This window comes from Halomonas sp. M1, from assembly GCF_029581375.1.
Lineage (GTDB): Bacteria > Pseudomonadota > Gammaproteobacteria > Pseudomonadales > Halomonadaceae > Vreelandella.
In genome coordinates this window covers 1,929,031-1,951,411 of sequence record NZ_CP121119.1, presented here as the reverse complement: position 1 = coordinate 1,951,411, position 22,381 = coordinate 1,929,031, and the positions used below count along the sequence as shown (strand labels likewise).

Here is a 22,381-nt window from a genome sequence, read left to right as displayed (position 1 = left end):
TCTTTTGTTATGCTGCCCTTAACGCACTTTAAAGAGATATCAACATGGCAACATTTGACGAACTGGATACTACCGCGCGTACCGAAATTGAAGCAGCCGCTTTTCGCCGCCTACTGAAGCATTTAGACGACAACAAAGACGTGCAAAATATTGATCTGATGATCCTGGCTGACTTCTGCCGTAACTGCCTCTCCAAGTGGCTGGTCACGGCGGCAGAGGAGCAGGGTACTTCGCTTGAGATGGAAGCCGCCCGTGAGTACGTTTATGGCATGCCCTATAGCGAGTGGAAAGCGCACTACCAGGGTAAGGCAACGCCCGAACAGCTCGCTGCGCTAGAGGCGCGTCACGCTCAGAAGAAAACCCAGGAGTAGCCCATGGAAAGCATGGTGGCGTTAAACGTAGCGGTGTTAACGGTGTCGGATACGCGCACGGAAGAGACCGATCGTTCGGGCCAATTCCTAATAGAGCGGCTCACCGGCGCGGGCCATACCCTGGCTGAAAAGCGCATTGTGCAGGATGATGTGTATCAACTTCGCGCGGTGGTGGCCCAGTGGATTGCCGACCCTGCGATTCAGGTGGTGATTACCACGGGGGGGACAGGCTTTACCGGGCGCGACTCCACCCCCGAGGCTATCTCAGTGCTGCTGGATAAGCGCATCGAAGGCTTTGGTGAGCGCTTTCGCCAATTGAGCGGCGACGAGATCGGTAGCTCCACGATTCAAAGCCGCGCTTTGGGTGGGTTTGCCAACGCCACTGTCGTGTTCTGTTTGCCCGGCTCAACCGGTGCGTGCCGCACCGGCTGGGACGGTATTCTGGCCGAGCAGTTGGATAGCCGCCATAAGCCGTGCAATTTTGCCAACTTAGTGATTCCAGGCCGGGGGCAGCATGGCTGATTTACAGCCGATCGAAACAGCCCTTGAGGCGCTGCTGGCAGGGGTGGTACCGCTGGAAGCTGAGCCAGTGCCGCTAGTGCAGGCGGCGGGTCGCGTGCTGGCCGACGTTGTTTATGCCCAGTTGGACGTGCCGCCGTTTGATAATAGCGCCATGGATGGCTACGCCCTGCGCGCCGCTGATGCGGGGCAATGGCTGCCGGTAAGTCAGCGCATTGCGGCGGGCACCCCGGCTCAGGCGCTTGCCTTGGGTAGCTGTGCGCGTATTTTTACCGGTGGTGAGATCCCTGCAGGGGCGGATTGCGTGGTGATGCAAGAGCGCGTAGAGATTGACGGCGAGCGCGCACTGATGCCTGCGGATATTCCGGCGGGGGACAATGTGCGCCGTCAGGGGCGCGACGTGCAAAGTGGCTCTGTGCTGCTAAATGCCGGTGAACGGTTGGAAGCTGCTGCATTAGGTCATTTGGCCGGGCAAGGCGTCACCGACGTGAGCGTACGCCGTCGGCCCCGTGTGGCACTACTCTCTACTGGCGATGAGATTGTTGACCCCGGCACACCATTAAAGCCCGGTCAGCTCTATAACTCTAACCGGCCAATGCTCAAGCGGCTGTTAGAAAACTTTGGGGCTGACGTCGTGCAACTGGTTAGCGTGCCGGATGACTATGCTCAAACCGTTGAACTACTGCGCCAAGCGGGGCTAAACGCTGACGTGGTTATCAGCACCGGTGGTGTAAGCGTGGGCGAAGAGGATCATGTCAAAGCCGCGCTGGAAACGCTGGGCCAGCTCGATATGTGGAAGCTGGCGATTCGCCCTGGCAAGCCGCTGGCGCTGGGCCGTTTGCCCCGCAACGATGGCAGCCACGCACGCTTTGTAGGGCTTCCTGGGAACCCTGTGTCTAGTTTTGTAGGGGCATGGCTATTTTTGCGGCCACTAATGGGCGCACTGCTTGGCTGCCCTACTTTAAAAGCACTGCCCAATATGACTGCTAGCGCTGGTTTTGCCACCTCAACCGGCCCCCGCGAACACTATATGCGCGTCACGCTGAAGTTCACGCCCAGCGGCGTGACGGCGACGGCATTTGATGACCAGAACTCAGGGGTGCTCTCGTCGTGTATTAACGCCGATGCCTTAGCGGTGATCCCGCCTAATAGCGAAATCGCTAAGGGCGATAAGATCCGCTGTTTATGGTTGGCAAGTTAGGGGATGAGAAGGCTAAGGAGTCAGCTTGCGCGCGTCCAACAGCAGCACGAGTTGCTGCTGTTCAAACGTAAAGCCGCACAGCGCCATTGAAAACCGTCGGGAACGCAGCAGCTTAGGTAGCGGGTAAAGCGTGTTGGCAGGCAGTTGCCGAAGGGTAATGTCGCCGCTTACGCCTAGCTGCCAAGTGCTGTTTTTTTCGCTCCTTACTTGAGCGTCGCGCAGGGTTAGCCAGCGGCTAGGTGGCGTCGGTCGGTCGCGCCCTTCATAAAGCAACGAGTGGGCGCTGGCGCTGCGCAATGCCGTCGGTTGATCGGCCATGGCGAGAACATGACACGCTTCTAGGGCGGCACGGTACGGCCCTACGCGAAACAGCACCATAGCCACCTGAGCTTGCTCGTCATGATCTTGATGCTGAAGCACGTTAACCCAGCCCCTGCTGGTAGGCGTTGAATAGCGCCTCTGGCTCAAGCAGGGCAAGCGCTTGGCGATCATCTATCTGCCACAGCGCGCTAACATAAGGGCGCAACGTGCTGGGAAGCGTTTCGGGAGGCGCTTGCAGCATGCTTTGGGCCACGTCGCACACATCGTCTAGCTGTTCTATTCGCACGCCGCTGCTCATGCCCGCCGCGTTGACTAACAAAATCATGCCGTGGGTTGGGTTCTCAGGCGTGGGCAGGCCGAGTAGCTGATGAAGGCTAATGACAGACTCAATGTGGCCACGCAGGTGCAGTACGCCTTCAGTAGAGACAGGTAGCCCCGGTACGTAATAAACGGGCTGGTCGCTGGGTAAGATCTCGCTCACTGCGCTGCCGGGTAGTGCAAAGCGCTGGTCATTGAGCCGAAAAAGCACTAGCTGCTGGGTGGGCTCATCAACATCGACCACTGTATTAGCATCGCCATGTGCCGCTAACGCCTCTTCCAAAGAGTGGCTGTCGCGTGGCGTTTCAGCGCTCATCGGCTTGCTCCATTGATACGACGACCTGATTGCGTCCTTGGTCTTTGGCAAGGTAGAGCGCCTGATCAGCGCTTAAACGCAGCGACTCGGTAGAAGGCTGCGCGGGGAAGCTGCTGATACCTGCGCTGAAGGTGCAGCGAAAGCGGACATCACCGGCGTGGAAATCGACCAGTGCAAAATCCTCGCGCAAACTATTAATTAATGTGGCGGCCTTCTCGGCGTTGATACCTTTTAGCAGCACAACAAACTCTTCGCCGCCGTAGCGGCCGATAATATCTGAGAGCCGCAGGCGGCTCTTTAATAGCCTTGCCAAGGTGATAATCACTTGATCGCCCGCCAAGTGGCCGTGGGTATCGTTCACATGTTTAAAGTGATCAATATCAATCATCGCCATGGCGTGCTGGCTGTTTTCGCGGTGTGCTTGGGCGAGGGTTTTATTGATGAGCTCGGTGGTAGTGCTGTGGTTATACAAGCCGGTCATACTGTCGCGGGTCATTAATGAGCGCAGTAGGCGTAGACGTTCAGCGCGCAGCCGCACCGCCGAGACCAGCTCCTCTGCCTGTACGGGCTTGGTAAGAAAGGCTTCAACACCCGCGGACATCGCGGAAATTTGCTTTTGGCTGTCGGTTTCACTAGAGAGATAGATGATCGGTAGCCCTAGATACTCCGGCTGCTGACGAATAATCGTCGCCAGCTCTTCCCCTGAACACACCGGCATATAAACATCGACCAGCAGTAAGTCGGGACTAAAGCGCTCCATCGTAGTGAGTGCATCGGCGGGATGGTGAACTTGGTGAGCCAACATGCCGCCCTCTTCAAGCAGTAAGGCATGGTAGGCAGCTACTTCAGGCTCATCATCCACTACGAGTACCTTTAGCGGCTCTTCCGCCGCCGGAGCGGTGAGCTCATCCACCGCCAACATAAGATCCAGCGGCTTCACTGGCTTTATGAAGTAGCCGTCGCAGCCTGCGCGAACGGCGCTCAGGCGTGAATGAAAGTCGCTGTGGGCCGACAGTACGATGGCGGGCAGCGGTTGGTCGGTCAATTTGTTGAGGCTGGCCAGGGTTTCCGTGCCGGCTGTCTGGCCTTGGGGGAACTGCACATCCATGATCACCGCGTCTGGCCGACGAGTGAGCACGGCGTTAAAGAACGTTTCTGTGTCGATAAAGTGCACGACCTCATGACCAAAACAGCGGAGATGGTGGATTAGTTGATCGACCTGCTCGGGCTCATCGTCGCATAAGTAAATTAACCGCTGGCGCTTATTGCGCATCGGCTCCACTTGGCCGGTCAGCTCAAAGCTGTGCACGGCGGACAGCGCTTGCTGCTGGCCATTATGCGAACGCAAGTGTTGCTGTTCGCGCCCCAGCTTATGTAGCAGCTCGCTGATATAGGTGTCGATATCAGTACGCAGAGGAGAGGAGGTGAGCGACTCCTCAGCCTGGTCTGCTAGCTGGGCAAGCCGCTCAAAGCCCAACGACCTCCCGGTTCCTTTCAAGCTATGAAAGAAGCGGTGCAGCTCCGGCGCGAGTCGCGTTTGCTCTTCGGTCGAGGCGCGGCTCTGCTCCCACAGCTTGGCGGTGTGCGCTAAGCGGGCTGGAAGCTGCTCAATAAAACGCGCACGCAGCTGATTGAGCTTTTCGTGCAGCGAAGGGGCGGGCTGAGACATCAGACTACCTAAGTGATTGGTCGAAAGCGGCGATCCGTTCCATTTTATCCATTCCATCGCATCTAACATTGTTTCGGAGCATGCTTAGCTGTTGAGTGCCTGTTGAACGGCGGCTTCTAGATTACCTGCCAGCTCGGCATCTTTACGCAAACAGGCGTTCAGACCCGGTGTCTGGCGTAGTGCTTCATCCGGGGTGTCCCCGGTAAGTAAAATAAACGGCAGGTGATTGCCTTGCTCGCGCAGCATCGCTAGCAGTGCTGTGCCGCTGACAAGGGGCATGTGCATATCGCTGACAATCAGCTTGATATCGCTGTGAGAATCTAACTGCTCGACGGCGCCCATTGCGTCATTGGCCATCAAGGTATTATGCCCTTGTGATTCAAGCAGTGCCGCCGTCATTTCACCCGCTAGCGGATCGTCGTCTACGACCAGAATATGCATCCATGACCTCTTGAGTGTTGTGTAAGTAACCCGCGCTTTAGCCCAGCAGGGCCTGGAGAGTCTCTACTAAATTGTTTTGATCAAAACTGCCCTTGACGATATAGGCATCGGCACCAACCTCAATGCCGCGTCGCCGATCAGACTCTTTTTCCCGCGAGGTGATAATAATAATCGGCCGATAACGATAAACCTCATTTTCGCGCAGTCGGGCAGTCAGCGCAAAGCCGTCCATTATTGGCATTTCAACGTCGGTTAGTACTGCATCAAATGGCTCCGCCAGTGCTTTGGCTAACCCATCGCGACCATTTTCGGCCAGCGTGACGTGGTAGCCCCACGCTTCGAGTACGTCTTTCTCTATTTCCCGGGTATTCAGTGAGTCATCGACCACCAAAATGCGCTTCGCGAGAGTGGATGAGGGACGCTCATTACCAAGGTGCTGGACATTGTGCCGGGTAGCCTCCAGCAACGCAGGTATGTGCAGTAGGCTCACCAGCGCATTACGCCCCATGGAAACCATGCCCGAGACCAGCGGTAAGTGACGTAGATGCACCGGGAGCGGCTTAATCACCATATCGCGCTCATCAATCAGTGAATCAATTATCAAGGCGAGCTTCTGGTGTCGCTGGTGGACGACCAGCAGTAAGGTATTATCGGTGTCGGACGTTGTCTCAGGTAACTCAAGCAGTTGGGCTAGTGATACCACCGGTACAAATTCATTGCGCAAAATCAGCGTGCGCTGTCCAGCAGCATCAATGAATGAGTCAGGTGAACACTCCACCAGCTCGGATACGTAAGGCGCGGTTACCCCTAGGGTGACACCGCCAACGCTGATCAACAGCACGCGCATCATGGCCAGTGAGAGTGGCAGGCGCAGGGTAAAGCGCGTGCCGCTGCCGCGTTCGCTGGTAAGCTGTAAGTCGCCATTAAGCTCGTCCATAACCGTGCGCTTGACCACATCTAAGCCCACGCCGCGCCCAGAAAAGTCGGTAATCATACTTTTAGTCGAGAAACCCGGCAGGAAAATAAGCTCCAGGGTTTCCTGCTCACTCAGTGTATTCAGCTGCTCTTCACTGACGAGCTGTTTGGCAAGCGCTTTCTGACGCACCGCGTCTAACGCAATACCTGCGCCATCATCATGCATCTCAACCATTACCCAGTCAGCATCTTGCCACGCTTCAATCACCAGCTTCCCCCGGGGTGATTTACCCGATGCCACGCGCTCGGCAGGTGGCTCGAAGCCATGATCCAGGGCATTGCGCAGCAGGTGAATGAGCGGGTCTGACAAGCGATCAATCATCTGGCGATCAAGCTCTATTTCGGCGCCTCGTAAGCGGCAGTCGACCTGTTTGCCGAGTGATTGGGCCAACTCACGGGACATGTGCGCGAGCGGATCAAGCACTACGCTTAGCGGTAGCATGCGCATTTGCAGTGCCCGGTCGTGCAAGTCGTTCATCAGCGAATCGTGACTTAAAACGCTATCTTTCAGCTCACGGTGAAAAGCGTGAAAGGGCACCTGCTGCTCGGCAGGGAGCGTGGTGCTTAACGCGCGGGCTTGGTCAACCAAGGTATGTAAGTGGTGGTGGCCGGAAAGTACTTCACCCATCAAGCGGATAACATCGTCTAGCCGGTCCAAACGAACCCGCACCGTATCGCTGAGGCGTAGTTCGCTCTCGGTGGTCAGCGCAGTGGAGGTCGAAGGTGCTGAAGGCGTAACAGGAGGCGGGGGTGCAGGTGTGCTGGGCAGGGGTTGGGTTTGAAGAGCCGCCTGTTCAAGGGCGTTACACAACGCCTCATCCGCGGCCGGTAAGTCATCACCTGTTGCCCCCTGGGCTAGCTGACTGACAAAGTCAGAAAGCCCATCAACGGCTTGGTTAAGCAGGCTGGTAACTGTCGGCGATGCGGTTAGGGAGCCATCGCGCAGGGCGCTGAGCAGTTCTTCCGTGCTATGCGCCAGTGCCGTAATGGGCGCCAGCTTTAACATACGCGACGAGCCTTTGAGCGTATGCGCTGCGCGAAACAGCTCATTGATCTGCTCTCGGTCAGCATGGCCCTGCTCTAATGCACTTATCCCTTCGCGTAAGCGCGGCAGGTGGTCGGCGGCCTCTTCCACAAAGCGCTGAATAAAGCGACGAATATCCAGCGCCATGTTAACTCACTCCCTGTGAGAGGTTAGGGGATGCCAGCGTGGTGCTGTCCGCTTCTAAATAACGTTCGGCAAGGAAGCGCGCATCGCCAGGTGGCAGCGGTGGGACGATAGTGTCTAACCCGCCGCTGGAGGTGGGCGCGGTGGTCAGCAAACGCACCACCGCAGCATAGCGTTGCTTGCGTTGTAGCGGCTCGTCGGTCAATTCACCCTGGCGATACAGTTCAGCTAAGTAGAAGTGCGCTGGCCAGCACTCTGGGGCAACGTAAATAGCCCGTTTAAAATAGTCGTAGGCCACATGGGGCTTTTGCTGCCAGCGGGCGACTAGCCCGGCTAGTACTAGCGTATCGATTGACCACGGCTGTTGTTTAAGAAGCGCCTCTAGCAACGTTGCGGCCTCGTTAAAGGCATTTTGATTGAGCAACTGATGGGCGGTATGCAGCTGATCAGCGGTGCTATCTGCTTGTTCGCTATCCGCCGTTTGGGCAAGAGGCGCACCGGGCGCTAAATCAGTGCTGCTTGCTAGCCCTAGCGTTTCACGGGCGCTCTCACGGATGTCACTACTGTCATCAGCCTTTTCGCGCATCGCAAGCATGGGCGGCTCAAGGGGAGCCGTTGGCACTGCGGCGGATTGCTCTGCGCGGCGAAAGTAAAATATGCCCTGATCTTCGACCAGCTCAAAGACGCCGAGATCGTTACCCAACGTTTCGGTAACACCGCAGAGTAAGATGCCATTCGGGGCCAGCAACTGGCTCAGCTGATGGTGAATACGCCGCCGCGTCTGCGGGTCAAAGTAGATCGATACATTGCGAAACAGAATCACATCAAAGGGGCCGCCTGGGTGGCTCTCATGGGCGTTTAAAAGGTTAAATGGACAAAAAGTTACCCATTGGCGAAGTGATTCGTGAAGCTTAAAGCGGCCCTGGAAAGGGCTAAAGTAACGCGCTTTGAAGTCGGGTGAGAGCGCGCGAAACGCCATGCCGCTATAAATCGCCTGGCGTGCCTTGGCGAGAATTTGGTGATCCAGGTCACCGCCGGTGAGAGTAAACAGTGATTTAGCGCGCTCGCCAAAGCGCTCAAACAGCATCATCGCTACGCTATAGGGCTCCTCACCGGAAGAACAGCCTGCGCTAAAGATGGATAGCGGTGGCCCCCCTGCCGCTAAACGCTCAGGCAGATAGGTGTTAACTAACCAGTTCAAGGCATCCGGTTCACGGCAAAAATAGGTTTCGTTAACCGTTAACTGGCTGACAAAGTGATCGAAGAGCACTGTGTCGCTGGTTAATTGTTTAAGAAGCTGGGTGTTATCCGCTAGTCCTGAGAAGGCTTGCAAGCTGGCGACCGCGCGTAATAGCCGAGCTTCGGCCAAGCCCTCTAGGTGTAAACCGCAGCGCTGATGCACAAGGGCTTTAAAGGGCGCTAACGCGCTCATGCTAGAGGCTCCGGTCGGTTGTTATTTAGGGAGCCGCGCACATCGCGCAATAGACGTCCCGCCAGGCTATCTAGCGGTAGCTCATACTGAATAACACCCGCTTTAACGGCTTCCTGGTTCATGCCATAAATAACTGAGCTGGCTTCATCTTGCGCGAAGGTGGTGCCACCTGCCTGATAAATAGCCCGCATGCCAATAACGCCATCGCGGCCCATACCGGTCAGGATAATGCCGATGGCATCTCTGCCGTAGACCTCTGCGACACTCTGCAACAGCACATCGCAGCTAGGATGATACAGAGAGCTTTGGGGGCTGGGCTGAAGCTGGAAACGGTGGCGGGGGGAGACACATAAATCACGCTCTGAAGGTGATAGGTAAATGTGCCCAGGCTGAATCTGCTCGCCCTCTTTGGCAACACTGACCGGCATGGCGCATAGCGATGCTAGCCATTCAGCCATACCATCAATAAACCCATGGCTGATGTGCTGGGCGATCACAATAGGCGCTGGAAACCTAGCGGGTAGCGTTCGCAGTAGGCGCACTAGGGCTTGCGGGCCACCGGTCGAACAAGCGATCGCGACGACGTGTTGAAAGTTCCGCGGCACGCCACTTGAGGCCGCGGGCAGGGTAGGCAGGGTGATAATGGGAGCCGGTGTTGTGGCGCGCCGCCGTAGGCGAGTAATCACCGCAACGCCCGCAAGCAGGCGAACACGTTCCAATAGGCGATCTGCGTCGGCCCCTTCTAATGTGGGTTTAGGCATTACTTCAAGCGCACCCACTTCTAAAGCCTGATAAGCCGTTTGAGCATCGGAGCGGTCACTGACCACCAGGATGGGCACGCCCCTGCTATACATAATCTCTTCAATAGCGCTTAGGCCGTCCATCACCGGCATGTTGAGGTCCATGGTGATCAGCTGCGGTGCAAGGCGTTTGACCAGCTCCACTGCTTCGCGGCCGTTAGTAGCTTCACCTACAACCTCAATATCATCGGCTCGGCTAAGGATATCGCGTAGCACGTCGCGGGCTACTTGGCTGTCGTCGGCAATGACTACCCGAATTACACTCATCCGGTATCCTTATCAGCGATCTTTATGGGTAAGGGTGAACTCCTGCACCAGCGCGTTAAGCTCTGTCGACATATGGATCATATCTTGGCTGATATCGGTAATGCTGCGCACCGAATGGGCATTGCGTGAACTGGCTGTGTCGATGTCGCGCAGCGCCATGACCACCTGGCTACTGGCAGTTTTTTGTTGCTGAGTAGAGAGCGATATCTGCTGGGCGGCACTGCTGGTTTGACTGGCCGCTTTGAGCAGTGCTTCAAGGTCCTGGGCAGTGCTCATGCTGGCTTCAACGCCTTGCTCGATGGAGGAGGCGCCTTTTTCAGACGCCACAACTAAGCGATTAATAGCCGTCTGAATATCATCGGTGTGCGCTTCGATTTCTTGAGTAGAGTCGGTCACGCTGTCCGCCAAACGGCGTATCTCGCTGGCCACAACCGAAAAGCGTCGGCCCGATTCCCCCGCGCTGGAGGCTTCCAGCGCGGCATTAAAGGCGATCAGCTTGGTCTGGGCGGCCAGCGTATTGATCAACTCCATGACTTTATTGATCTGCTTAGATTTAGCCCCCAGCGTCATGATCTCGGTCAGGCTCTGCTCGCTGTCGCTGCGGATATCCTGCATTTTTGACTGTAGAAGCTGCATGGCCGCACTGCCTTTGCGGCTGCGCTCCAGGGTTTGGTTGGCAACGTCGACCACTGACTGGGAGTGGTCAGCGATTTGGGTAGATGAGGTAGAAAGTTCTTCCATGGTGGAAGTGATTTCAGCCACCGAAGAGGCCATCTCTTCGACGGCTGCGGCCATGGTTTGGCTTGCTTCATTGTCAATATCGCTTCCGTGGACACCGGAAAGCCCAGCGGTTTTTGCCAGCCGGTCGGCGACGTGTGTTAGCGCCATTGCGTTCTTGGCCACTGCCGCAATGGCGCGGGAGAGACGCTCAAGGAGCTCGTTAGTTTGATGGGCTAAGTCGCCAAGCTCCGCTTTGTCGTCGGTGCTGACGCGCCGCGAGAGATCTAAACTGTGGGTGATATCTTTCAACTGGCGCTGGAAATCAATGAGTGGACGAATAAGACTGCCGGTCAGCGGATAGAGAATCAGCAACCCAACAAGCAGTATGAGTAAACCTACACCGCTAGATTCCAGAAAGCGCTCACGCGTGGATGCCAAGTACGCTTCTTTATCGACCTCAACCATGAGGTAGCGCTGCAGCTCGGGCAGCCAGCGTGTGTTAACCAGCAGTGTGCTGCCATCGCGCTCAATTTCGTGAACCTGGCGCCGTTCATTGGGCTGCAAGCGCTGGGACATTTGATCGGGCAGAGGTTCTGACGTTATTACGCCCTCACCGCTGTGAATGAGCAGTTCACCTTCGGCGCTGATAAGCGAGGCGCGCCCGGTATTCCCTAAGCGGAAGTCACTAATCAAGCTGGCCATTTGGGAGAGATCAAGCCCCGCTCCGGCCACTACCAGCGGTCGTCCGTTGGCGGCATTGACGGCACTGCGGTAGTTAACATACACAAAGGCATCTTCGGGTGAAAAAGTATCGCTATCTAAATTTAACTCGTAAGCGTTATCGCTTTCAGTAAAACGGTAGTACCAATCATCGTCACTGCCTGGCGGCTGGATAGTACGCTGCAGGAGTTCGCCATTGCGCAGTTGGAAATAGTAACCGCGGCCCTGGTGCTGAGCGGCGATAAACAGTAGCTCGGTATCTATCTGTTCCATCAGGCGCATTAGGTAGCGGGTAATGTCATTTTGTTGTGCTTCAGGTAATCCGTCGCTAATCCACTGTTCAATAAAGTAGCTATTGGCAAGGCTTTCGGAAATGGCCAGATCCTGGCTAAGGTTAAGGTTTATATGCGCAGCTAATCCTTCGATCTGTGCCGGTAGCTCCTGATTAAGCAGGTTATCCAGCCGCGCCTGGCTGTGGGAGCGCGCTTGAAGATAGAGCGCTAGAAGCATTGCCAGCGCTAAGACGATCCCAAGGGATGAAAATAGCCGAAGCCTTAAAGGTAGGGATTTCCAGCGCGCCATCATGTTCGCCGTTGCTCCAAAGTAGACGGTGGCCCTGAAGACGCAACGGCATTTAGCATTAACGCTGTTAGGCAACGCTCAGGGTATAGAAGATGAAGGGTCGATGGCCCCTCTACTCGCGGAAGTAATACTCGCGAAAGTAATACTCCCGGTAGTGTTAATCAGTAATACCAACGATTTCAGCTTTTTTAGGGAGCAATGTCCAGCGCTAATAAGTTGAATTTGGTACTTCTGTTTATACGATCGCGTGGGGAATAAAGCACGAGGTGTCTTTGGTGATGCGGCCCATGTCTTCACGAATGCCCATGCCGCAGGCGCGGTCACCCACTACCCAGCTACCGACTAGGGCATGATTGTCACCAAAGCGCGGCATCGGGTGGTAAGCCTGACGAATCCAGGGGCTGTCAGTGTAAGGGCCATCTACGGCCTCGCGCTGGCCTGATGGGGTAATCAGCTCTATGTTACTGCCTTCCCTAGAGAAGAACGGTTTGCGCACCCAGCCCGCTGGTAGCGGTGGGCTGTTAGCATTTTCGAAAAAAGCCGGTAGCAGGTTGGGGTGGCCCTCAAAGTGCTCCCAAAGCAGCGGCAAAATACCTTTATTGGATAGAATCGCTTTCCAGGGTGGCTCGAACCAGTGCGTGTTGAGCAACGGCAGCTGCTGGCCAAACGCATCGTCAGCCATCTCTTCCCAGGGGTAGAGTTTGAAGATCGCTGTAATGGGCTGGTTGTCTAAATCGACAAAGTGGGTGGCACCGGGCTGCAGGCCTATATCATCGGTATAAATAAAGGGTGTATTCAGCCCCGCTTGAAGGGCAATATCTTGCAAGTAGCTCACCGTTGCACGCTCTTCATTGCTGCCTTTTACGCAGGAGAAGTAGAGCGTACGCCTTTCCAAGCGGTCGCCTAAATGGGCCATGGCGTTGATTAAGCGCTCTTGAATCGAGTTGTACTGGTCTGCCTGACGAGGAAGAATGCCCTGCTCAATGGCTTGTTCAAGCCATACCCACTGGAAAAATCCCGCTTCATAGAGCGATGTGGGCGTATCGTAATTCAGCTCTAACAGCTTCGCTGGGCCGTTACCGGAATAGGCAAAGTCCATACGGCCATACAGGTGCGGCTGGCCCGTTTTCCAGGAGTTATGAATGGTGTCCCACATAAACTCAGGAATCGCTAAGCGCTGCATTAACACATTGGAGTGGCAGACTTTGTCGACCAACTCCATACACATCTCATGCAGCGCTTCAGTTGGAGCCTCGATGTCCTGTTCTACCTGCTCCAGGGTGAACTGGTAGTAGGCGTCCTCTTTCCAATACGGCGCACCATCAATGGTGTGAAAATGAAACCCTAGCTCGTCGGCTAGGGCTTTCCACTCTTTACGTTCAGGTATATCTACCCGCAGCATAGCAATCCTCGAATACTGGCTATGAACCCCAGGAGGCTGAACGTGTGCCCAGACCGCGTCGTGTCGTTGCTTGGCGGTTCTGAACCACCGAGCTACGCATGGCCTCATTGCGCTGATTAACACGCTGGGTTGCTTGGGTGGAGGCGGTATTCCAATTGCCTTGGTTTTGGCGATTACGGTAAACCGGTTCTTGATAGACCCGCTCAATAGAACGACCACGGTTGGTGTTCGACAACATGCTGCCCATCATGTAACCCATCATGGCGGGCATAAACCAACTGCCGCCACCGCTAGTGGCTTGGGCTTGTTCCTCGGTAGGCGCTGTGCAAGCGCCTTCGCCGTGCTCTGCTTCGCAGGCTTCCAGTGTGTCAAAGCGGGGAACAGACTCAAGCGATGCAGCGTGAGCATCTTCGCAGGCGCTGCGGGTATAAACGTTGGCAGCAACGCACTCCTCAACACTTTGAAAGCTTCTGGGTTCATCGAAGCTGACCTCGGTCACGTGTTCATCAGGCGCTGATTCAACACACGCGGTTAAGCCAAAAGCGCTGGTGCCCATCATCGCCAGGGTCAGGCGAGCGCTGCGCTTGCGACGGGGTAAATGTGCCGGGTGGTTATGCGTATCCAATGTCACTCTCCTTTACCACGTCATTGAGGCTGCGTTGATCAAGCCGACCGCAATGGAAACGCTGCCTACCAACGTGCCGTAGGCTTGGTGGCCTTCGTTAATATGCTGGGAAAGGCTTTCGCCCTGCTGACGCAGAAACAGCTTCAACCCAAAGAAAGTCGCTAACTGAACACCAAAGGCAATAATGCCCCAGAGAATAAAGTCGATATAGCTGACAGAGTTCGCCATGGCGCTATACAGCGGTATGGTAAAGCCCAGAATAGAGCCGCCGTAGGCGCGGGCGGCAGCGGCGTTGCCTTCACGAATCAGTGTCCACTCGTGGTGTGGCGTAATGCGGCTATAGCAGTACATAAAGGCAACTAATAGCCCAAGAGCGCTGATCAAGTAGCCAAAAAAATGGGGGAGGCCTTGTAGATAGTGCAGCATTGCGAGTCTCTTCCTGGTTAATAGTTGCGCCTGTAGATAAACCCATTGTGACATAGCATAGCGCTATGTGGGGCTATCGCAGATGAAGATAAAGACGCGACAGCAGCAGAACGATCTTTTTTGAGTAACTTCAGAAGCCGAACACTGCATGTGCAACGACTCCATCGCTTGCTCGAAAAGAGTACGCCTTATGTGTGCGCGTATCGGAAAAGGACAACACTAAGTAGAGGGTAGTTTTCAATGCTAAATAACCTAAGCCAAGGTGTTCTGGTGGGCCAGCTTTTTGGCTTGGTGGCGCTACTGCTATGCTGAAAGGGTGCGAATCACGGAAAGGGGAGTTAAACCATGGCCGGTGGATGGGCAAAAGATGGCGCGGAACAAGAGCAAATTGAGAGTACGGTAGATGACGCGGTGCAGCGCGCTCGTAGCCAGCTGCCCCGTGGCGAGAGCCTTGACGCTTGTGAGGAGTGTGGTGACCCCATACCTGAGCCGCGCCGTAAAGCAATTCCCGGTGTTCGTTTCTGTATTGTTTGTCAGGAAGCGTTGGACAAAAAACAGTCGGGCTTCAGCGGCTATAATCGGCGCGGCAGTAAAGATAGCCAGCTGCGTTAACGCTACCCGCTTTTACTAATTAATGGCGATGGCGACAGCGCCTTTGTTACCCTCCTCAAATTAACGTCTTTACGTCCTGCTTTAGGGCATGCCTGCACGCAACAATTCTATGAGGATGGACCTTTGGTGACTGATCAACAGTACTGTGCACTCAGTGTTGAGACACTTTCCCAGCGGCTAGGTGGCGTGGATGACGTCGCGAGCAGGGTAGGGGGCGATTCGTCAACCTGGCGAGTTCGCGAAGTCGGCGATGGCAACCTAAATCTTGTGTTTATCGTTTCAGGTAGTGCAGGCAGCGTCGTGGTGAAACAGGCGCTGCCTTATGTGCGTATGGTGGGTGAAAGCTGGCCGCTGCCACTTTACCGCGCCCACTTTGAATATTATGCCTTAGTGCGTCAGGCCCAGCGCGCGCCGGGCATTGCGCCAGAGGTGTTTTATTTCGATAAGCCCCAAGCGCTGATTGTCATGGAGTACCTCTATCCGCACACGATTCTGCGCCGCAAGCTGATCAGCGGTGAGCGGGTTGCTCAGCTTGGCGAAACCATCGGTGAATTTTGCGCGCGCATGGCATTTCGTGGCTCGGAGCTTTCGCTAAGCAGCCCTGAGAAAAAGGCGGATGTGGGGTTGTTTTCCGGCAATGTGGCGATTCCCGCTATTACCGAGTCGCTGGTCTTTACCGACCCCTATTACGGCGCCGAAATGAATCACCACACGCCGGAGCTTTCGCCGGTGGTGGATGAGCTGCGCCGTAATGCGCGGTTAAAAGCCAAAGTACAGCGGCTGTTGATGAAGTTCACCGCTAACACCGAAACCATGCTCCACGGTGATTTGCACTCCGGCTCGATAATGGCCACGGATACTGACGTGCGGGTTATTGACCCCGAGTTCTCGCAATACGGGCCGATGGCGTTTGACTTAGGCATGGCGGTGGCTAACTTCCTAATGGCTTATTTCAGCCAACCGGCCCACCGTCAACCACAGGCGCTTGAGGCGTATCAGGAATGGATTCTTGAGGTGATCGAGGCATGCTTTATCTGCTTTGACGCCGAGTTCCGCCATCTATGGCAAACCGAACGCACCGGTATTCTGTTTCCCAAATCGCTATTTGAAGAGCAGGGCAATAGCGCCGACGACGCCTGCGATGCACTGCTTGAAGAGATCCGCCTGGACGCACTGGCCTACTGCGGCATCGAAATGCACCGTCGCGTACTGTCGCTGGCCCACAACGCCGACTTTGAAGAGATTAAAGACAACGCGCTGCGCGCTAAGCTTGAAGCACGCAATGTGCTAATGGGCCAAGCACTGATTCTAGAGCCAGAAGCCTACAGCGATCTTAGCGCGCTGGCAGAGCTAGCCCGGGCGTATAACCAGCAAGAGGTGCTGTAACAACAAATCATTTAATCGCAGCTTTAGCGGTCTCGCGCTAAAGCTGCGTTTTACAATTCACAACTTACGATTCACCACTCACAGTTGGTCAATACGATCAAACTTTCCGGCAATATCGCTCTCTGTCCAGTGGGGCACCCAGCCTTCCACATTGTCGAAGAAACGTAGCGCAGTGAATTCCGGCGCTGGGCCCATATCGAACCAGTGCGGCGTGTTGGCGGGTACGCTAATCAGGTCATTACGGGTGCACAGCACCTGATACACCTTGTCTTCAATGTGTAAGCAGAACAGCCCCTGGCCTTTGACGAAAAAGCGCACTTCATCTTCGTGATGGCGATGCTCATTTAAGAACTTCTGACGCATGGCGTCTTTTTCAGGATGGGTGGGCACCATGTGCAGCACATCGACGGTTTGATAGCCGCCCATGGCTTTTACCCGGTCAATGTCTTCTTGGTAAAGCGCTAAAATATCTTCCTGGGTTGCATCGTCGGCAATCTCGCCCGGCGCTGCCCAGCGCTCAAACAGAACGCCCACTTTGTTGAGCTCAGTCGTAATTTGCTCGCCGTCAGTGGTGTCCACGAGTGCGTCATTAGGGTTCTGATCAGCAAATATTTTTAGCTGCGACATTAAAAACTCTCCTTAAAAGCGATAAACGACAACGCTACACAGCGATTTCATCAAAGCGCGTGACGCAAGCGTGAGCGGTGCCCGCCTGGGTGCCTTCGCGTACTAATTGTAGGGTTTGCATGCCGGCCTGTTTGGCGGCGTCTAGCTCTTCGACCACGTCAGACAAAAACAGCACCGCGTCCGGTGGCAGGTCAAGCGCCGCGATAATTCGCTGGTAGGCAGTGGCTTCGCGTTTATGGCCAATATGGGTGTCAAAGTAGCCGCTAAACAGCGGGGTTAAATCGCCCTCATCGCTGTAGCCAAACAGCAGCTTCTGCGCCTGCACGGAGCCGGACGAATAGACGTACAGCGCCATGCCAGCATTTTTCCATTGGCGTAGTGCGGGAGCAACGTCGCTGTATAAGTGGCCTTTAAAGTCGCCGCGCTGGTAACCATCCGCCCACACCATGCCCTGCAAGGCTTTCAGCGGGGTGACTTTTTGGTCGGTTTCGATCCAGTGCAGCAGCTGAACAATGACGGCTTCTAGCGTGGCATCAGGGTCGCCCATTTCACTGCGCACCGCGTTGATCTGCTCAGCAACTGCGGGGGTGTCTGCATTCGCACGTAGAAAGTCGGGCAGCTTGGCGTGGGCGTAGGGGAACAGCACCTTATGGACAAAGTTAATGTCCGTGGTGGTGCCTTCAATATCGGTCACAATAGCGCGAACGGTTGGGTGGCTCATTTAGGGCTACTCATATAAGACTGCTTATTTAAGACCAGCGACTCTCTTCAAGAACACAGGTGAGTAAAAACTCGATGGCTTCCAAGTGGCGGCGGCAGCTGGCGATGCTATCACCTACGGCGTAAATGCCGTGGCCCGAGACCAAAAAGCCCCAGGGCATTGGCCAGCCATTGCGCACATGCTCGGCCAGTTCTTGCATATCCTGGGAATTGGGCACCACCGGTAACGTAATGGTAGCGTCGTGGGTGACATTGCCCGCTAGCGCTTTTTGCATCTCAAAACCGCTTAGCTTTATGCCCTGGGGGAAGCGACGTGAGAGCACCGTGCTGGCCACGGTGTGCGTGTGCAGCACGCAGTGAATGGTCGGGTCTAGCCGATACAGCGCGGCATGTAGATCGCTCTCTGCACTCGGCGTGCCGTTGCCTTCAAGCATCTTGCCACCCAGGTTACACACCAGCAGGTCATCGGCCTGAATGCGGGTTTTATCCCGGCCAGAGGCAGTGACAAGGTAGCCAGCCTCGGTGCGGGCGGAAAAGTTGCCGCCGGTGGCGGGTGTCCAGCCTTGCTGCGCCGCCCATGAAATGGCAGCCAGCAATTCATTTTGTAGCGTCATCATAGGATCTGCGTCGCCTCTTCTAATGGCAGCCATTCTATATGATAAGCTTCGCGGCTGATAAGCCAGCTGTTCCGCTCAAGTGCTCAAGGAGCCTATCGATGCCTCACCTTCAATCACGCAGTTTGCGGATCTATGCCGAACACCTTGAGTATTTGGATCAAACCCAACTACCCCAGGCGGAGCAGTGGGTGCCCTGTGATTCGCCAGAAGCGTGGCAGATGGCGGTGAAAAGCTTAGCAATTCGCGGCGCGCCGTTGATTGGCTTGAGCGCAGCCTTTGTGCTTGCGCAGCATGCCGCGCGCCATCCAGGTGGTGATTGGCAGTTGGTAAGCGATCGCTTACGCGCCACTCGCCCCACGGCGGTTAACTTGATGTACTGCTTAGATGCCATGGAAGCCTGCTTTGAGCAAGGCGCCGCGGCACTTGCCGAGCGAGCCGCCGAGCTTTATGCAGAAGACCGAGAGCTTTGCCAGCGTATGGCCGAGCGGGGCGCTGATCTTTTACAACCGGGCGACCGGGTGCTGACTCACTGCAACACCGGGGCGCTGGCCACCGCAGGGGTGGGTACCGCGATTGGCGCGCTGGCAGTGGCCAAACAGCGCGGCGTTGAGCTGCATGTCTACGTGGGAGAAACGCGCCCATTGCTGCAGGGTGGCCGTTTAACCGCTTGGGAAATGGCGGATTTGGGGATTCCCTATCAGCTGATTACTGACAGCATGGCTGCAAGCCTGATGGCAGCAGGCAAGGTAGATAAAGTGATGGTGGGCGCCGACCGTATCTGCGCCAACGGCGACTTCGCCAACAAAGTGGGTACTTACATGCTGGCAGTGATCGCTCACTACCATCAGGTGCCGTTCTATGTGGTCGCCCCCTACACCACGGTAGATCCTGCTTGTGCCACCGGTGCTGATATTCCTATTGAGCAGCGCGATCCCGCCGAGATCCGCGGCGCTGCGGGTGCCTTTGGCAATGTGGTGTGGGCACCTAAAGATGCGCCGGTGTGGAACCCCGCCTTTGATGTTACGCCCGCCAACCTCGTCACCGCCTGGGTTTTGGATACTGGCGTGTTTGATGCAGCTGCCATCGCTCGTGGCGAGCATTGCCGGCGGGATTAACCGTATCGGCAGGCGCTAACCCAGTAGCGTTAGCTCATAAACATGGCGGATACGCTGACCATCCCAATCATAGCCAAGGTGGCGCCCTTGGCGTGTTTCGGACAATACCGGAGGGCGTAGTACGGCAGCGCACTCGCCTTCAGGGTCTCTAACGCTTGGATAGACGATGCCAGCGGCTTGCTCTTGCCAGGCTTGGCTGCCAAACACTTGACCGGCTGCCCAGCTATCCGGTGTGAGAAGTGCCTGAGCTGCACTTTGCCCACGTAAATCAATCAACTGACCTGCTAAATCTGACAGATAAACCCGCTGCTGAAGCATTAGCGGTGGCTGGTTCGACTCGCTCATAAAGCGTTCAGCGTGGTAACAGGTTTCGGCAATGGCGGTGGCTTCTGTGAGCGCGCAGTAGTAAGCACCGAAGGTGCCATCGGTAAAACGCGAGCCGGTAGCGGGAAAGTGACAGAAGGCGGCCATGATGGGCGTCCAGCCGGGCCCGTAGCGTCGGTCTTCATCGCGCACTAGGTGAATAGCCCCGGCCTGCTCACGCAGGCGTGCTGATGTTTCACCCTCCAGCTCATTGAGTAAGTCCCAGTCGTCAGCGCTGTTATTGACGCTTTCAAATAGATCGATGGGTGGGAAACGTGAGGGGATAACTCGATAACTTGGGCGCCATGTAACGCTGCTAAGCGGGAACGTCATGCATGGCCCCCACCACGCGCTGCATCTAAGTGTTGGCGAACAACATAAAGGTCGGAGACCTGGCCATTTAATAAGCGCTCCGCTGGCGAGTGACCGGCAAAAAGAGGATTGCTGTTAGCTCGTTGCAGCCAGCCGTTAGCGGCTTCTTTGTTGGGCAACAGTATATGCAGCGCCTTGTAGATGCCCAGAATTAACGACATCCGCTCCAAATGGTTCGCATCAAGCCGCGCCTGCTCAGGCGACTGCTTCCAGCGTCGATAGGTGGAGTCCGGTACACCTAACAACAGCGCGGCTTCGCTCTCTTTCAATCCCCAGGCGTGTGAAATCTTGGGGTAGGTGCGCATTGCTGCGGCCCCCATCTCGCGGCGCTTATCGGCTGTTTTATGCTGAATGGCCATATATCGTTCTCCTCACTTACGGCTAGTTTACGCCAAGTGAGCGATTTTTGAAAATATCGATCATTTGAGCTTTTTAATCCCCGGCGCGCTGGTTCAGCTGCTTTGCCCGGATTCCTGATGCTGCAGGATCACATCCAAAAAGCCCTCGCCGTAGTCCGTCAGCTTGCGCGCACCGATGCCAGAGATCGCGCCCAGCGCCTCCAGGCTTTGGGGCTTCTGCTCGATCATTTCAGCCAGGGTGGCGTCGTGGAAAATCACATAGGCAGGCACGCCCTGGGCTTCGGCAAGCTCCCGGCGGTGCTGTCGCAGTGCCTCCCACAGTGGGCCGTGGCTGTGCGTGGCAGAGACTTTGCTGCCCCGCCGAGCGGCTTTAGCCTTACTGGGTTTGTTGATTGGCTTGCGCAGGGTGAGGTCATGCTCGCCGCGCAGTACCGGCTTTGCGTTAGCGGTTAGCTTGATGCCGCCATGGCCCTCCATATCCACGCTTAAAAAACCGCTAGCAATCAGCTGCCGAAAGAGCGCCTTCCATTCGTTGGCGGAGAGGTCTTTGCCTATGCCGTAGGTGCTGAGTCTGTCGTGGCCAAAGCGGGTGATTCGTTCGTTGCTTTTGCCCAACAGGACATCCACCAGATAGGTCACACCAAAGCGCTGCTCGGTGCGATAGACGCATGACAGCGCCTTTTGTGCAGCCACGGTGGCGTCCCAGGTCTCGGGTGGGGTCAGGCAGTTATCGCAGTTGCCGCAGGGCGCGTCCAAGTGATCGCCAAAGTAGTGGAGCAGCGCCTGGCGGCGGCAACTAATGATTTCACATAGCCCCAGCATAGCGTCGAGCTTCTGCTGCTCAATGCGTTTTTGCTGGTCAGCGGCGCTGGAGCCCTGCTGCATCTGGCGCAGGGTGATTACGTCCTGAAGCCCATAGGCCATCCAGGCATCGGCAGGCAGGCCGTCGCGCCCGGCACGGCCAGTCTCTTGGTAGTAGGCTTCGATGCTCTTGGGGAGGTTGAGGTGCGCCACAAAGCGCACGTCCGGCTTGTCGATGCCCATGCCGAAGGCGATGGTGGCCACCACAATCACGCCATCTTCACGTAGAAAGCGGGTTTGGTGGTGCTGGCGCTGCTCGGCAGGAAGCCCCGCGTGGTAGGGCAGCGCGGTGAGCCCCTGGCGTTCCAGCCAAGCGGCAGTCTCCTCTACTTTGCGCCGGGAAAGGCAGTAGACAATGCCTGCCTCGCCATTGTGGTGCTCGCGAATAAAGCGCAGCAGCTGTTCCTTGGCGTTGCCCTGATTTTCGGCGATATGGTAGCGAATGTTGGGGCGGTCAAAGCCGCTGTTGTATAGCGCCGCGTTTTGAAGCTGCAGGTGCTCCATGATATCGCCCCGGGTGGGCACGTCGGCGGTGGCGGTCAGGGCGATGCGCGGCACCTGGGGAAAGCGCTGATGCAGATGGGAGAGCTGGCGATACTCCGGGCGAAAATCGTGACCCCATTGGGAGACGCAGTGGGCTTCATCGATGGCGAACAGGGCAATGTGGGTCTGTTCCAGCAGCATCTGCATGCGCGCCGTGGCCAGCCGCTCGGGAGCCACATACAAAAGATCCAGCTCGCCCGCCCGCAGGCGATTTTCCACATCAACCGCCTCGTGATAATCGAGGCTTGAGTTGAGGTAGGCTGCCCTAACCCCGTTCTGTTCCAGCGCTGCTACTTGATCCTGCATTAGCGCGATCAGCGGCGAAACCACAATAGCGGTGCCTTCGCGCAGTAGCGCGGGGATCTGATAGCACAGCGATTTGCCACCGCCGGTGGGCATCAACACCAGCGCATCGCCACCAGCAATCACATGCTCAATAATAGCCTGCTGTGGGCCGCGAAAGTTGTCGTAGCCAAAGACCTCCTGCAGCACCTTTAGGGCTGCAGGATGGGGGTCGCCGTGCATCAATGCTC

23 protein-coding genes are annotated in these 22,381 nt (G+C 56.1%); 6 read left to right on the top strand and 17 right to left on the bottom strand.

All coding sequences use genetic code 11. From position 1 onward, the window contains the following. Positions 1 to 44: 44 nt before the first annotated feature. From P8S54_RS08905 to glp, 3 genes are read left to right on the top strand one after another with little or no spacing between them, the layout of a single operon-like run. Positions 45 to 371, top strand: coding sequence for a DUF1244 domain-containing protein (locus tag P8S54_RS08905; RefSeq protein WP_009101353.1), 327 nt, complete (start codon positions 45 to 47; stop codon positions 369 to 371). A gap of 3 nt (positions 372 to 374) precedes the next feature. Then, positions 375 to 893, top strand: a complete 519-nt coding sequence (gene moaB / locus P8S54_RS08900; protein ID WP_009101355.1) for a molybdenum cofactor biosynthesis protein B — start codon at positions 375 to 377, stop codon at positions 891 to 893. Further along, positions 886 to 2,091 carry a gephyrin-like molybdotransferase Glp gene (gene glp / locus P8S54_RS08895; protein ID WP_281441438.1) on the top strand — a complete coding sequence of 402 codons (1,206 nt, stop codon included), beginning with the start codon at positions 886 to 888 and terminating at the stop codon, positions 2,089 to 2,091. The genes moaB and glp overlap by 8 nt, the downstream gene beginning before the upstream one ends. Before the next feature lie 12 nt (positions 2,092 to 2,103). Here glp and P8S54_RS08890 read toward each other — a convergent pair whose 3' ends face one another. The 11 genes from P8S54_RS08890 to P8S54_RS08840 all read right to left on the bottom strand — a co-directional run bounded on the left by P8S54_RS08890 (position 2,104) and on the right by P8S54_RS08840 (position 14,273). Further along, positions 2,104 to 2,511, bottom strand: coding sequence for a hypothetical protein (locus P8S54_RS08890; protein WP_281441437.1), 408 nt, complete (start codon positions 2,509 to 2,511; stop codon positions 2,104 to 2,106). A gap of 1 nt (position 2,512) precedes the next feature. Then, the gene (locus P8S54_RS08885) at positions 2,513 to 3,046 is read right to left on the bottom strand and encodes a chemotaxis protein CheW (RefSeq protein ID WP_281441436.1); all 534 of its coding nucleotides are present in this window, start codon (positions 3,044 to 3,046) and stop codon (positions 2,513 to 2,515) included. Next, positions 3,036 to 4,715 (bottom strand): diguanylate cyclase, encoded by a 1,680-nt coding sequence (locus P8S54_RS08880; protein ID WP_281441435.1) that lies wholly within the window; start codon positions 4,713 to 4,715, stop codon positions 3,036 to 3,038. The genes P8S54_RS08885 and P8S54_RS08880 overlap by 11 nt, the downstream gene beginning before the upstream one ends. An 84-nt stretch (positions 4,716 to 4,799) precedes the next feature. After that, entirely contained in the window at positions 4,800 to 5,156 is a 357-nt protein-coding gene (locus tag P8S54_RS08875; protein WP_281441434.1) for a response regulator, read from the bottom strand. Positions 5,157 to 5,193: 37 nt separating this feature from the next. Then, a complete protein-coding gene (locus P8S54_RS08870) occupies positions 5,194 to 7,302 on the bottom strand; it encodes a response regulator (RefSeq protein WP_281441433.1) in 2,109 nt (702 codons plus the stop codon). A 1-nt stretch (position 7,303) separates the two neighbouring features. Then, entirely contained in the window at positions 7,304 to 8,731 is a 1,428-nt protein-coding gene (locus P8S54_RS08865; protein ID WP_281441432.1) for a CheR family methyltransferase, read from the bottom strand. Then, positions 8,728 to 9,798, bottom strand: coding sequence for a chemotaxis-specific protein-glutamate methyltransferase CheB (gene cheB / locus P8S54_RS08860; RefSeq protein WP_281441431.1), 1,071 nt, complete (start codon positions 9,796 to 9,798; stop codon positions 8,728 to 8,730). Before cheB ends, P8S54_RS08865 begins: the two co-directional genes overlap by 4 nt. Before the next feature lie 12 nt (positions 9,799 to 9,810). Beyond that, complete coding sequence (locus P8S54_RS08855) at positions 9,811 to 11,823, bottom strand: methyl-accepting chemotaxis protein (protein ID WP_281441430.1); 2,013 nt, start codon at positions 11,821 to 11,823, stop codon at positions 9,811 to 9,813. Between the two features lie 232 nt (positions 11,824 to 12,055). After that, positions 12,056 to 13,222 (bottom strand): glutathionylspermidine synthase family protein, encoded by a 1,167-nt coding sequence (locus P8S54_RS08850; protein ID WP_281441429.1) that lies wholly within the window; start codon positions 13,220 to 13,222, stop codon positions 12,056 to 12,058. A 19-nt stretch (positions 13,223 to 13,241) separates the two neighbouring features. Next, a complete protein-coding gene (locus P8S54_RS08845; protein WP_281441428.1) occupies positions 13,242 to 13,853 on the bottom strand; it encodes a DUF1190 domain-containing protein in 612 nt (203 codons plus the stop codon). A 6-nt stretch (positions 13,854 to 13,859) separates the two neighbouring features. Then, complete coding sequence (locus P8S54_RS08840; protein WP_281441427.1) at positions 13,860 to 14,273, bottom strand: DUF350 domain-containing protein; 414 nt, start codon at positions 14,271 to 14,273, stop codon at positions 13,860 to 13,862. Positions 14,274 to 14,618: 345 nt separating this feature from the next. Here P8S54_RS08840 and P8S54_RS08835 point away from each other — a divergent pair, with 345 nt between their 5' ends. Together P8S54_RS08835 and mtnK are read left to right on the top strand one after the other, a co-directional pair. Beyond that, positions 14,619 to 14,885: a DksA/TraR family C4-type zinc finger protein gene (locus tag P8S54_RS08835; protein WP_281441426.1), complete on the top strand. Its 267-nt coding sequence runs from the start codon at positions 14,619 to 14,621 to the stop codon at positions 14,883 to 14,885. 126 nt (positions 14,886 to 15,011) lie between these two features. Next, the gene (mtnK, locus tag P8S54_RS08830; protein WP_281441425.1) at positions 15,012 to 16,271 is read left to right on the top strand and encodes an S-methyl-5-thioribose kinase; all 1,260 of its coding nucleotides are present in this window, start codon (positions 15,012 to 15,014) and stop codon (positions 16,269 to 16,271) included. A gap of 78 nt (positions 16,272 to 16,349) precedes the next feature. Here mtnK and P8S54_RS08825 read toward each other — a convergent pair whose 3' ends face one another. From P8S54_RS08825 to mtnB, 3 genes are read right to left on the bottom strand one after another with little or no spacing between them, the layout of a single operon-like run. After that, positions 16,350 to 16,898, bottom strand: a complete 549-nt coding sequence (locus P8S54_RS08825; RefSeq protein ID WP_281441424.1) for a cupin — start codon at positions 16,896 to 16,898, stop codon at positions 16,350 to 16,352. A 34-nt stretch (positions 16,899 to 16,932) separates the two neighbouring features. Next, on the bottom strand, positions 16,933 to 17,619 hold the full coding sequence (gene mtnC / locus P8S54_RS08820; RefSeq protein WP_281441423.1) for an acireductone synthase: 687 nt from the start codon (positions 17,617 to 17,619) through the stop codon (positions 16,933 to 16,935). Between the two features lie 28 nt (positions 17,620 to 17,647). Further along, positions 17,648 to 18,235, bottom strand: coding sequence for a methylthioribulose 1-phosphate dehydratase (gene mtnB, locus P8S54_RS08815; protein ID WP_281441422.1), 588 nt, complete (start codon positions 18,233 to 18,235; stop codon positions 17,648 to 17,650). A 98-nt stretch (positions 18,236 to 18,333) separates the two neighbouring features. Between mtnB and mtnA the strand changes: the two genes are divergently transcribed. Further along, a complete protein-coding gene (gene mtnA, locus P8S54_RS08810) occupies positions 18,334 to 19,350 on the top strand; it encodes an S-methyl-5-thioribose-1-phosphate isomerase (protein ID WP_281441421.1) in 1,017 nt (338 codons plus the stop codon). Positions 19,351 to 19,365: 15 nt separating this feature from the next. Here the strand turns inward: mtnA and P8S54_RS08805 are convergent, their stop codons facing one another. The 3 genes from P8S54_RS08805 to recQ all read right to left on the bottom strand — a co-directional run bounded on the left by P8S54_RS08805 (position 19,366) and on the right by recQ (position 22,373). Then, positions 19,366 to 20,046 carry an RES family NAD+ phosphorylase gene (locus P8S54_RS08805; RefSeq protein WP_281441420.1) on the bottom strand — a complete coding sequence of 227 codons (681 nt, stop codon included), beginning with the start codon at positions 20,044 to 20,046 and terminating at the stop codon, positions 19,366 to 19,368. Then, on the bottom strand, positions 20,043 to 20,444 hold the full coding sequence (locus P8S54_RS08800; RefSeq protein WP_281441419.1) for an MbcA/ParS/Xre antitoxin family protein: 402 nt from the start codon (positions 20,442 to 20,444) through the stop codon (positions 20,043 to 20,045). Before P8S54_RS08800 ends, P8S54_RS08805 begins: the two co-directional genes overlap by 4 nt. A 93-nt stretch (positions 20,445 to 20,537) precedes the next feature. Then, a complete protein-coding gene (gene recQ / locus P8S54_RS08795; protein ID WP_281441418.1) occupies positions 20,538 to 22,373 on the bottom strand; it encodes a DNA helicase RecQ in 1,836 nt (611 codons plus the stop codon). Positions 22,374 to 22,381 lie beyond the last annotated feature (8 nt).